7 protein-coding genes are annotated in these 11,394 nt (G+C 48.3%); all 7 read right to left on the bottom strand.

The features are described from left to right. Positions 1-147: 147 nt before the first annotated feature. A complete protein-coding gene (ilvC, locus tag WC592_08730; GenBank protein ID MFA4982533.1) occupies positions 148-1,146 on the bottom strand; it encodes a ketol-acid reductoisomerase in 999 nt (332 codons plus the stop codon). Positions 1,147-1,275: 129 nt separating this feature from the next. Continuing rightward, positions 1,276-1,791 (bottom strand): acetolactate synthase small subunit, encoded by a 516-nt coding sequence (gene ilvN, locus WC592_08725; GenBank protein ID MFA4982532.1) that lies wholly within the window; start codon positions 1,789-1,791, stop codon positions 1,276-1,278. Next, positions 1,788-3,461 (bottom strand): biosynthetic-type acetolactate synthase large subunit, encoded by a 1,674-nt coding sequence (gene ilvB / locus WC592_08720; protein ID MFA4982531.1) that lies wholly within the window; start codon positions 3,459-3,461, stop codon positions 1,788-1,790. The genes ilvN and ilvB overlap by 4 nt, the downstream gene beginning before the upstream one ends. A 153-nt stretch (positions 3,462-3,614) precedes the next feature. Further along, positions 3,615-5,270: a dihydroxy-acid dehydratase gene (ilvD, locus tag WC592_08715; GenBank protein ID MFA4982530.1), complete on the bottom strand. Its 1,656-nt coding sequence runs from the start codon at positions 5,268-5,270 to the stop codon at positions 3,615-3,617. A 206-nt stretch (positions 5,271-5,476) separates the two neighbouring features. Further along, positions 5,477-9,184, bottom strand: a complete 3,708-nt coding sequence (locus tag WC592_08710; GenBank protein MFA4982529.1) for a S8 family serine peptidase — start codon at positions 9,182-9,184, stop codon at positions 5,477-5,479. A 239-nt stretch (positions 9,185-9,423) separates the two neighbouring features. Next, positions 9,424-10,578: an alanine racemase gene (alr, locus tag WC592_08705; protein ID MFA4982528.1), complete on the bottom strand. Its 1,155-nt coding sequence runs from the start codon at positions 10,576-10,578 to the stop codon at positions 9,424-9,426. Between the two features lie 51 nt (positions 10,579-10,629). Then, on the bottom strand, positions 10,630-11,283 hold the full coding sequence (tsaB, locus tag WC592_08700) for a tRNA (adenosine(37)-N6)-threonylcarbamoyltransferase complex dimerization subunit type 1 TsaB (protein ID MFA4982527.1): 654 nt from the start codon (positions 11,281-11,283) through the stop codon (positions 10,630-10,632). Positions 11,284-11,394 lie beyond the last annotated feature (111 nt).

Here is an 11,394-nt window from a genome sequence, read left to right as displayed (position 1 = left end):
AATGTGATGTGGCGATGTGGTGAGCTCAGGCGTTAAAATTTCGAGGCAGCGTACGAGAAATTTTACCGAGCGTAATTTTCACATGGCTGAAAATTACGCGTCCTGAGCGAACCACTCGACACAGCACATTCGGCTGTGTCGAAAAATTTATTTCTTCCCTTCCATCCACGGCATCATCTTGCGAAGCTCCTGCCCGACCTTCTCTATCTTATGGTCGTCGCCTTTCTTCAGCAGGGCGTCGAAATTATGCCGGCCTGTCTCGTTCTCTTTTATCCACTCCCTCGCGAATTTCCCGGAAACTATCTCTTTCAGCATCTTCTTCATCGCTTTGCGCGTCCGGTCGGTTATTATCCTTGGGCCGCGGGTCAGATCACCGTAGGTAGCCGTGTTCGACACCCTGCGCCTCATACCGCTGATGCCCGTCTCCTGGATGAGGTCGGTAATAAGTTTCAATTCATGCAGCACTTCGAAATACGCTATCTCAGGCTGGTATCCCGCTTCGATGAGCGTATCGAAACCGGCCTTGATGAGCTCAGTAGCGCCGCCGCATAGGACCGCCTGCTCGCCGAAAAGATCCGTCTCGGTCTCCTCTTCGAACGTCGTCTCTATAACGCCTGCCCTAGTCCCGCCTATTCCCTTAGCGTACGCTAACGCCGTCTTCTTCGCGTTACCGGTCGCGTCCTGGTAGACCGCCACGAGGCACGGAACGCCCTTGCCCTCTTCGTACATCCTGCGCACAAGAGCGCCCGGCCCTTTCGGCGCGACCATGATGACGTCTATCTTCTTCGAAGGCTTTATCTGTTTAAAACGTATATTGAATCCGTGCGAAAATAGGAGCGTCTTGCCTTTCGTCATATTCCCGACGATCTCTTCTTTGTACAACTTCGCCTGCAGGTGATCCTGCGTCAGGATCTGTATAATATCGGCCTGCGCTGAAGCCTCTTTCGCCGAAACCGGATTAAATCCGTCTTTCTTGGCCAGCTCATAATTAGGCGTCCCGGGTAGTTCACTCACGACCACATCCAGCCCCGAATCCCTGAGATTTAAACTTTGCCCGCGGCCCTGAATACCGTATCCGATAACAGCTATCTTCTTCCCCTTCAACACATCCAAGTCAGCGTCCTTGTCATAGTAGATCTTTGCCATCTCTAACTACTCCTTTCTTGATTATTCTCCAAATCCGAAGCACGAAATACGAAATCCGAAACAAATTCTAAATTCGAATTTTGAAAATTTGATATTGTTTCGAATTTCGATATTCGGATTTCGAATTTATCACTCATTAACCTCCGGTTTTCCCTCCACCTTCAGCCCCTTATCATCAGTCCCCATCGCTATCCTGCCCGTCCTTACCACCTCCAGTATGCCAAATGGCCTAAGCAGTTCCAGGATAGCCTTTATCCTGGTCTGGTCTCCCATGACCTCCACGCTTATTGTATGCGGCCCCGCGTTCTCTATCCTGGCGCCAAAAGATTCCACTGCCTCGAGTACCTCTTTGCGGTCTTTTGCCTTCACGGATACTTTTACAAGGATAAGTTCCCTGTCTATGAACTCCCCTTCCCTGAAATCGACGACCTTAATAACATCGATTAGCTTATTGAGCTGTTTCTTTATCTGCTCAAGCGTCTTGTCGTCACCCTCGACAACTATCGTCATCCTGGAGACAGACGGTTCCTCAGTCTCTCCTACAGCTAAAGACGTTATATTGAACCCTCTAGCGCTGAAAAGCCCTGATATCCGCGCGAGCACGCCGAATTTATTCTCTACCAGAACAGATATTGTATGTTTCATGCTAAACCGTCGATCATTTTATTGATCGCCTCTCCCGCGGGGACCATCGGAAAGACATTTTCCTCTTCCTCGATACGGAAATCGATGAAGACCACATTGTCGGTCTTGATCGCCTTTTCGATTGCCCCCTTGACCTCGGACTTCTTAGTCACCCTTATCCCAACCGCCCCGTAGCTTTCTGCAAGCTTCACAAAATCAGGAGACTCTCCGCCGAGACAGGTATATGAATACCGTTTCTTATAGAACAACTCCTGCCATTGACGAACCATCCCAAGGCAGCAATTGTTAAGGATAATGACTTTAACAGGCAATTTGTTGATAACTGCAGTCGCCAGTTCCTGTATATTCATCTGGATAGAACCATCGCCCGCTATATCGAAGACGAGGGCTTTCGGCTTACCCATTTGGGCGCCGATGGCAGCGGGAAAACCGTATCCCATCGTGCCCAGTCCGCCCGACGAAAGCATCGTCCTCGGTTTCGTGAATTTATAGAACTGCGCGGACCACATCTGGTTCTGGCCGACCTCAGTGCATATTATCGCCTCACCCCTGGTTTGCCTCCAGATCTCCTCCAGGATATATTGAGGCCGAAGTTTATCGTCATCCTTATATTTTAACGGATATTTCTTCTTCCACCCTTCGACCTTAGCAAGCCATTCTTTTGTATCCGGCTTCTTCACGGATTTTATTAATTGTTTCAACACGGCCTTAGCGTCGCCGACTATCGGTATATCAACGTCGACCGTCTTCGAGACACTGGCCGGATCTATATCTATATGGATGACCTTAGCGTGCGGAGCGAACGCGTCGACCTTTCCGGTAACTCTGTCATCGAACCTGGCGCCGACGGCTATTATCAAGTCCGACTCCATTATCGCGTGGTTAGCGTAAGCCGTGCCGTGCATGCCGAGCATGCCCAAAGCCAGTTTATCGGTAAGCGGAAACGCGCCCAGCCCCAGAAGCGTCATGGTAACAGGTATCTCATTCTTGGTCGCCAGTTCCCTGACTTCATCCGACGCTTCGGATATAATTGCGCCTCCGCCGACATATAGCACCGGCCTCTTCGAATCCGATATCGCCTTAGCCGCCCTCTTTATCTGCCCGGGATGCCCTGAATATGTCGGTTTATAGCCGCGTATATCGACTTTCTCGGGATAGACGAACTCCGTCTCCTGCATCTGGATGTCTGATGGAAAATCTATCAGTACGGGCCCCGGCCTCCCCGTAGAAGCTATGTGGAACGCCTCTTTAATGATCCGCGCTAGATCTTTTATGTCCTCGACCAGATAATTATGCTTTGTGATCGGCCTCGTTATGCCGGTAATATCGGCTTCCTGGAAAGCGTCGTTGCCTATAAGGAATGACTTGACCTGTCCGGTTATCGCGACCATCGGTATCGAATCCATATAGGCTGTCGCGATGCCGGTTACAAGGTTCGTTGCTCCCGGGCCTGACGTCGCAAGACATACTCCGACTTTGCCGGTCGCCCTCGCGTAACCGTCAGCCGCGTGCGCGGCCCCCTGCTCATGCCGCGTCAGTATAAGCTTAACGCTCGCGTCATATAGCTTATCGAAAATAGGCAATACCTGGCCTCCGGGATAGCCGAATATATATTCGACCCCCTCTTTCTTCAGTGACTCGATTAAAATTTGAGCTCCAGTTAGTTTCATATATTCCTAATCCGTTAAATCCGAAGCACGAAATTCGAAATTCGAAACAAATCCGAATGTATTAATGTTCAAAACCTCATTTTGGTCATTTGAATTTTGGTAATTCGATATTGTTTCGGATTTTGATATTCGGATTTCGTATTTAAACTTTTTTCAACTTCGTAACACAGCGCCTTCCGCCGCCGATGAGACAACCTTCGCGTACCGCGCAAGATATCCCTCGTTCTCTTTCGGCGCAGGCGCTTTCCATTTGGCTAGACGAGACCTTATCTCGTCATCGCTCACTTTAAGTTCAAGCTTACGGCCTGGGATATCTATCGATATCTCGTCGCCGTCCTTGACTATCGCAATTATTCCTCCGGCTTGCGCCTCGGGCGAGATATGGCCGATACACGGCCCCTGTGTCCCGCCTGAAAACCTTCCGTCCGTGATAAGCGCGACATCATCGGCAAGTCCCATGCCGACGATCGCAGCCGTAGGCGAAAGCATCTCCCTCATACCGGGACCACCCATAGGCCCTTCGTATCTGATGACGACACAGTCTCCCTTGGCGATCTTTCCCGCCATGATAGCCTGCATGCACGACTCTTCCGAATCGAAGACTCGCGCTTTCCCATTAAATTTGAGCATCGCATCCGAGACTGCAGTCTGCTTAACGACCGCGCCCTCAGGCGCGAGATTGCCTTTCAGGACAGCAATACCGCCCTCTTTATGATAAGCGTTCTTATAATCCCTGATGACGTTCTCATCCAGGATCTGAGCCTCGTTCGCTATCTGGCTTATCGTCTTTGAGCTGCATGTCATTATGTCGTCGAGTTGGTTCTTCATCCTCTTCATGATAGCAGGGATGCCGCCCGCTGAATCGAGATCCTCCATGAAATGCTCTCCGCCCGGTAGTATATTGGAGATATGCGGCGTCTTTTTCGATATCTCATCGAACATTTCGGCTGATATATCGATACCGAATTCCTTGGCAATAGCTATCACATGCAGGACAGTATTTGTCGAACCGCCTAAAGCCATATCAACCTTGATGGCGTTAGAGAACGCCTCTTTCCTGCATATCGTCCGCGGTAGTATATTCCTGCGGACGAGATTGACTATCCTCTCACCGCTCTCCTGGGCGATCCTGTCTTTCTTTGCGCTCACCGCCAGAGCCGTTGCGCACCCCGGAACGCTCATACCGAGCGCCTCCGTAACGCAAGCCATCGAATTAGCCGTATATAATCCCTGGCACGCCCCGGCTCCCGGACACGCGCACATCTCAAGAGCGCTCAGTTCTTCCTGCGAGATATCGCCCTTCTTAAACCGCCCTACCGCCTCAAATGTGTCTTTGACCAATGAAAGCCTGCGACCCCTTAGGTTTCCGCTCATCATAGGCCCTGCCGTAACGACGACTGTAGGCACATTGAGCCGTCCTGAAGCCATAAGCATGCCGGGAGTGATCTTGTCACAGTTCGTCAGACATACGAGCCCGTCAAATTGATGCGCTTTCATGATACACTCGATCATATCCGCTATCAGCTCCCTCGAAGCAAGCGAATACTTCATGCCTGTGTGGCCCATAGCAATGCCGTCGCATATGCCCGGAATTCCAAAAAAGAACGGCACTCCGCCTGCGGCAGCGATGCCGCGCTCAATAAAACGCTCTAAACGGGCCATATGTATGTGGCCCGGTATAATATCGGTCCTGGACGTGGCGACCCCTATAAACGGCTTTGCCATATCCTCTTTGGATATGCCTGTAGCGTATAAAAGAGACCTTGCTCCTGCCCGTTCAACACCCTTTTTGATCTTATCGCTCTTCACCCCGCCCTTCCTTTCTGACCTCGCCCCTTACACGGGAAGGGCGGGGTTCATAATAACGATCCTCCAATAAATTGCCCAACATACCACATAGACTAAAGATTATATGATATTATGGTATATTATGTCAAATAAATAAAAAACCCTGCCAATCTCCTATGTTAGCAGGGTAGATTAAATCTCGTTTAACACAAAATAAGCGATTTGCGCTATTTTATAGTAAATCTCTTTGTGTTACTCTCACCAAGACTGTCTTTAACCGCTATGGTATAAGATCCTTTTATCAGATTAGGCACAACAATGGTCATGCGCGTAGGCGCCTGCGATGATATAACAGCGTTCGCGGTCGTCTTTGCATTGGAAAAGATCACCCGCATATTACCGGTCCATTCAAGGCCTTTGCCGTTTATTTTCATCGAGGAACCCGGTTTGCCTGACACCGGGGAAAGCGATTTTATGTATGGACTCACAGGCATCGTAACAACCGCTATATTGGAATAAGGAGAATTCACAAAACCGTTACGCGCCTTTATCCTAAAATAGTACGTCTTACCCTGTGCCAGGGAATTACAGTCGACCGTGGTACTGTTCGGATTCTTTATTACCACCGTCATGATCTGGCTTGATTTAAAGTTCGATTTTTCGCAGCCTTCTACTATAAATCCGGTTTGATTGTCGGATGTGTTCTTCCACGAAAGTCTTACCTGCGAAAGGGACAAGGCGGTCGCGGTAAGATTCGCGGGAGGCGTCAATACTCTAACCGCTATACCATTACTCTGGCCCCCCCGTGTCACGACTTTTAGATTATCAGATATAACATTTTTAGGAATCGTCACTATGATCTGTTTATCCGACCAGGAATTGACAGGACAGATCAATCCACTATCTAGCATTACGACGGAATCGTTTTTAGCATCTCCGAAGTCCGTACCGTTTATGGTAAGCGCAGATCCTAAGGGGATACATACCGAAGAGGGCGATGTTATTTTAGGAGGATAGTAGAACTCTGCCAGACAAATGTCGCGCGGTTTAGGCCAGCCGGTGCCTTGCAGCCAGACGATCTTATTCTTATAGATGGCGGGATGACTGTTGGGCGCAGAACCCGATAGGCCGGGCTCTATCTCAAATCTCATGTCTTCTGAAGCATCGTAAACATAAATACCGGGCGCCTTACCGGGAGCGTCTTCGGCAAAAACAATCTTATCTTCGTATATATCAGACGTTATCGATATATCCGAGCCTGTAGATATGTGGGTCTTTTTACCCGTGGCCAAATCGTTCATATATGTATCCATCGGGGGAAAATGGTAACCCATGGCGCCATTACGATATCGCGTCCATACTATCTTATCCTGGTAGATGTTTATACAGGCAATGTCGTCATCACCTATCCGTGTCTTACGATTGGCTGCCGAATCATACAGATACATATCGTATCTCTCATGGAGATCAGCCTCGAACGGCGCCGCGCCCCAGACAATTTTACTATCAAATATCGCGTAACTGTTATGGCTTGCCAGAAGATAGTCGTTAGAGACGAATGTGAGTTTTTTTGTAGCCATGTCCTTTACGTAAAGATCGAAAGCGCCCGACCTGAACAAAATCTTGTTATTATAAAGTATAGGGTTGACCGGCCATATCGAAGACGGAAAAGTCATCTTAACAGTCTTGCCCGTAGAGATCTCATATACGTATAAAAACCGGTATAGGTCGGATGTCCACGTGATAAATTCCTCGTTGACATCAAAAAAACTGGCCATATAGGCTATCTGAGTCATCTTACCGTTCGTAAGGTTATACATAGTGATGCCCGAGTATCCGCGCCATACAATTTTGTCTCCGGCTATTTTAACTTCAAGCGGATATTCGTAATCATCTTTAGGAATAGGGGTCTTATATACCACTACGGTAGCCAGAGTAATATCTTTTGTAACGGTATGAGCATCGTCTCTTACAATGAACCTGATTACATACGAACCCTTATCCTGCTCGTCCGGCGTCCAACTGAAGATTTTAGTATCCGGATCAAACCGCGCTCCATAAGGAAGATTCTCGGCGCTAAACGACAATTGTCCTTCGGGAGTCGACGGATCGTCTTGATCATGAGCAGATATTTTAAATTCACACGTTCGTCCTATGGTGGCCCCTTGATTGGCAACATCTACAACAGGCGCCTGACTGATATTATCTACGTTAACGGCCGCAGACTGTATTATATTTTTATCGCTGGTTGTGGTAACCTTTAAGGTTAGTATATATTCGCCGTCCGGCAGGACGCGCGTATCCCATACTCCCAGCAGTCCGTCGGGTACGGCCAGAGCCGAAGCATTAATCAATGTATGATTTGCAGGATCTTCCATAGGCGCAAAATATAACTCATATCCCTTAAAACCTTCTTCAATATATGCGCTTCCTGTAATATACACATCCGACCTTACATAGCCCGTATCTTCCGGAGAAGTTATACCGATATTCGATCTGATATCTTTAGTATCGACGCATGCTTTTAATGCATTTACACGGCCGTATCCCAGATACACATCATGACCGGGAGCGCCTGTATCATCGGTTGATGATTGAATGATTTCGCGCACATCTTCAGGCGACAATAGCGGGTTTTTACCAAGTATCAACGCGGCGATGCCGGCCACGTGGGGACATGCCATGGATGTTCCCGCAAAACGCATATAACCGGAAGAGATCTTTAACTCTTTCTTTGCCTGCTGTCCAATGACGGTATAATCGGATATTGTGGAGAGTATATTATAGATGGAGATGGTGCCATCATTCAGCCCGCCTCCGGGAGCGGCCACAACCTTATCGCCCCAGTTGGAAAATACGCATCTTTCATCGTTCTCGTCCGACGCGGCAACGGCGATCACGGTATCTATGTTCGCAGGGACGTGCCACTTAATATCGGAATCACTGTTTCCCGCGGCCGCTATGCATACACATCCTTTATCATTAGCATAGCGAAAAGCATCCGTTAAAAGCCGGCTGGTTCCGGGGGCGCCCCAGGAATTGCTCAAAATCGAAGCGCCGTTATCCGCCGCGTATACTATGCATTCCGCAAGATGCCCGTAACTGCCCGAGCCGCCATTATCGAGCCCCTTCAGAGCCATGATCTTTGCCTTTGGCGCAACTCCTATTACGCCTATATCGTTATTTCCAACCGCGGCTATTGTGCCCGCGCAATGACTACCATGGCCGTAACGATCCATCGGATCCGAATCGTCGTACGCAAAATCCCACCCGCACACATCGTCTATATATCCGTTGCCGTCGTCATCTACACTATTATCTGGAATTTCGCCTGGATTGGTCCATATGTTCCCGGCAAGATCCGGATGCGTATAGTCTACCCCCGTGTCTATTACTGCCACAACCACGCCTTCACCCTGCGCGGCATCCCATACCTCTTCACACTTTATCTTCTTTATCCCCCACAGGTCATCGTATCCCTGGCCCCAGCTGCCGGAAGAATAATAATACGGATCGTTCGGGACCATCTGGATCCTTGCTATATAGTTAGGTTCCGCGTATTCAATATTTGGGTCCCGCTTAAGCTCCTCGCATACTGAAAGGACGTCTTTATCCGTCATCAATACATATGTAGAAAGAAGATCCGCTGTTTTTAGCGCGCTCAAGTCCTTGGCTTTAAGTTTATTATGCAATCCTTTAAATACGGGTTTTTCATCTTTAAGGCCGTATTTAGATTTTATGCCCGATAAGGTGTTTTTATGATCCGCTATGCGCTCTGAATTAGCCTTAGCATGCAGTATTTCCGGTCTGGCATCTTCTCTGATCTTGACTATAACCTCTCCGGGCGCGTATTTCTGTTTTTCGGTAAGGGACGACTTCTGGGATGGGTCGGTCGCGATTGCGTTTGCAGGTTCTGTAAAAGATAATAAAGTCATGAGTGATATAATTAGAAAAATTAGATTTGTCTTTATTTTGTTACGCATTGTATCCCCCATTTTTAACGCTTTTCAAAAGCCCTGAAATATACGGACACAAAAAAGCCTGATCCGCGATAACCGTGCGTTCAGTCCTAAATTAAACTAATCCCCTGTTTTACTTCATCCATACTATAGGATACACTACAAAATCAATATCTACAAGCAACTATTACTTACTTTTTTATCACTTAACAGAATCAGGCTTTATATATGCGGGGTACCCTGTTGGATATCGAGCAGACGACTTCGTAGGCTATTGTTCCTGCAAGGCGGGCAAGCTTTTCGGCGCGTATCTCATCGAGGCCCTGTTTACCTATTATGACGACCTCATCTCCTACTTTTGCTCCCTTTATCTTAGTAATATCTATCATTATCTGGTCCATGGTAACCTTGCCGATAACCGGAGCGCGGTGTCCCTTTACCAGGACATCGGCCCTGTTCGAGAGGTTCCTGAAGATCCCGTCAGCATAACCTATAGGCAACGTCGCGATCTTCGTCTGCTTCTGTGTTATAAAAGTCCGCCCATAACTTATAGAGCGGCCGGGAGGGGTATCTTTGATATAGACTATGCGCGTCTTTAACGAAAGAGCGGGTTTGAGCTTTATCAACTTCGGAAATGTGTGCTTAGGATACATGCCGTATATGATCAGGCCCGGCCTCACCAGGTTTAGATGCGACCTTTTGAAATCGACCGTCGCGATAGAATTGGCCGCGTGACGGAGCGGAATCTTTATCCATTCCTTCTCTACATCGACCAAAAGTTTCTCGAATGCCTCAATCTGGTAATTGGTAAAGAAGTCGTCACGGCCCGCACTCGAAAAATGGGTGTATATGCCTTCGAGGGCAATCTTCTTTTCAGCCGAGACCCTCTTGACAAAATCGAACGCCTCCTCGTGCCAGATACCTATCCGGCCCATTCCCGTATCGACCTTTATGTGGACTTTAAGCCTTGAGGTCCCCGCAGCCTCTTTCTTGACAGCCTCCAGCAATTCCTCGCTGCATAATGTCAGAGTAATGTTCTTCTCTATCGCCACCTTTAATTCGTCCGGCAGGACGGATCCCAAGACCAGCACAGGCGTACTTATGCCGTGTTCCCTTATCCTGACAGCCTCATCCGTCGTCGCGACGCCCAGATAATCGACCCCGCAGCGCTCAAGGACCCTCGACACTTCTACTGTACCATGGCCGTATGCATTGGCTTTCACCACGACCATTATGCAGATATTCCTTCCGACGAGCTTTCGGACCTGCTTGTAATTATGTTCTATCGCGTTAAGGTCTATATCAGCCCATGTCGGCCTGTAACGCGGCCTTGGAACTCCGTTGCGTATTTTGACTGTTATATTATCCATATCTAGTATTCCGCTTTTACTTACAGCTTATAACTTATAACTTACGACTTACTATTTCCCTGTTATATCGCACTCCCTCGAGTAAAGATACATCGGTTCCAACTCTTCCGGCTTCACGTACTTTTTCTTCCTAAAATATTGCGATCCGAGCGCAGCCACGACTTCGGCCCTGGGATACCAGTCTTTCAGATAATCTTTTTTTATTTCGACCTGGTCAATAGCGTCTCCCATAAATAACGCATTTTTTCCCCGCATCTTCTCCATCAGTTCTTTTGCGGGTAGAAGCAGGTATTTCGACAGCCTCTTTATCGACTTACCGTCCGAGCGGTATATGCAGGCGTAGACCTTGCCTTTTCTAGCGTCGAGGACAGGACATAAAAATCCTTTAAAACCTTCGGCATTATACGCGATGACGTCAAGCGTCGGCACAGCGACTATACGTTTTTTCAGCGCGTACGCAAACCCTTTGACGGTAGTGATCCCTATCCTCAGGCCTGTAAATGAACCGGGCCCTGCGCTTACGCAAATTCCGTCGATGCCATGCGGCGTCAACTTCGCTTTTTTCAGGACTCTGTCTATCATGGGAACGAGGAGGCTCGAATGCTTCATTGCGGCCTTCTCGTGAAAACTGCTTAAGACCCTGCCGCCGTCCGTTACCGCAAGACTTAAGTATTCCGTCGATGTGTCGATCGCGAGCAGTTTCATTTAGTATTTTCTATCATTGCTGTCCAAATTACCAAAAAGTTAACTGGGCCTGTTGCGATATCCCAGTAGGCATTTTACTTCGTTCATGGAACGGAGCGCTGAACCAGTCCC

It is taken from the genome of Candidatus Omnitrophota bacterium, assembly GCA_041648975.1.
GTDB lineage: Bacteria > Omnitrophota > Gorgyraeia > 2-01-FULL-45-10 > 2-01-FULL-45-10 > JAQUSE01.
This window is presented reverse-complemented; position numbering and strand designations above follow the sequence as displayed.

Bases quoted from the DNA above. Each gene is read 5' to 3' on its own strand.
- WC592_08710 (MFA4982529.1), bottom strand. From the start codon at position 9,184: ATGACTTTATTATCTTTTACAGAACCTGCAAACGCAATCGCGACCGAC.
- alr (MFA4982528.1), bottom strand. From the start codon at position 10,578: ATGGATAATATAACAGTCAAAATACGCAACGGAGTTCCAAGGCCGCGT.
- ilvB (MFA4982531.1), bottom strand. From the start codon at position 3,461: ATGAAACTAACTGGAGCTCAAATTTTAATCGAGTCACTGAAGAAAGAG.
- ilvC (MFA4982533.1), bottom strand. From the start codon at position 1,146: ATGGCAAAGATCTACTATGACAAGGACGCTGACTTGGATGTGTTGAAG.
- ilvN (MFA4982532.1), bottom strand. From the start codon at position 1,791: ATGAAACATACAATATCTGTTCTGGTAGAGAATAAATTCGGCGTGCTC.
- tsaB (MFA4982527.1), bottom strand. From the start codon at position 11,283: ATGAAACTGCTCGCGATCGACACATCGACGGAATACTTAAGTCTTGCG.